Origin of the sequence: Bartonella queenslandensis AUST/NH15 (assembly GCF_000312585.1) — a bacterium.
GTDB lineage: Bacteria > Pseudomonadota > Alphaproteobacteria > Rhizobiales > Rhizobiaceae > Bartonella > Bartonella queenslandensis_A.
Genome location: NZ_HE998081.1, coordinates 1 through 281 on the forward strand (window position 1 = coordinate 1; position 281 = coordinate 281).

The following is a 281-nucleotide window of genomic DNA, read 5'->3' on the forward strand; positions in this document are numbered from 1 at the left end:
GTCCTCCTCTATCTTAAAACCGATATTCCAATACCAAATTCAGCTACACATGCTGATAGCTTGGAAAGCTTATTAAGAAAAGAGTATGACCTTGATATCATCTTATAGGTGTTCTCCATGCCCAAACCACGCCCTCCTCATCTTGTTAAACAAATTACTCAGCATGGCAAAATCGTATGGTATGTACGTATTGGTCATGGAAAACGCATTAGAATACGTGGGACCTATGGAACCCAAGAGTTTGTTGACAACTACAAAAGTGCTCTTGCCGAATTACAAGG

The 281-nt window shown here is 40.2% G+C and carries 1 pseudogene; it reads left to right on the forward strand.

Annotated elements, in window-relative coordinates:
- Positions 1-117: 117 nt before the first annotated feature.
- Positions 118-281 (forward strand): annotated as a pseudogene (locus BN338_RS13350) (tyrosine-type recombinase/integrase); the annotation flags it as partial.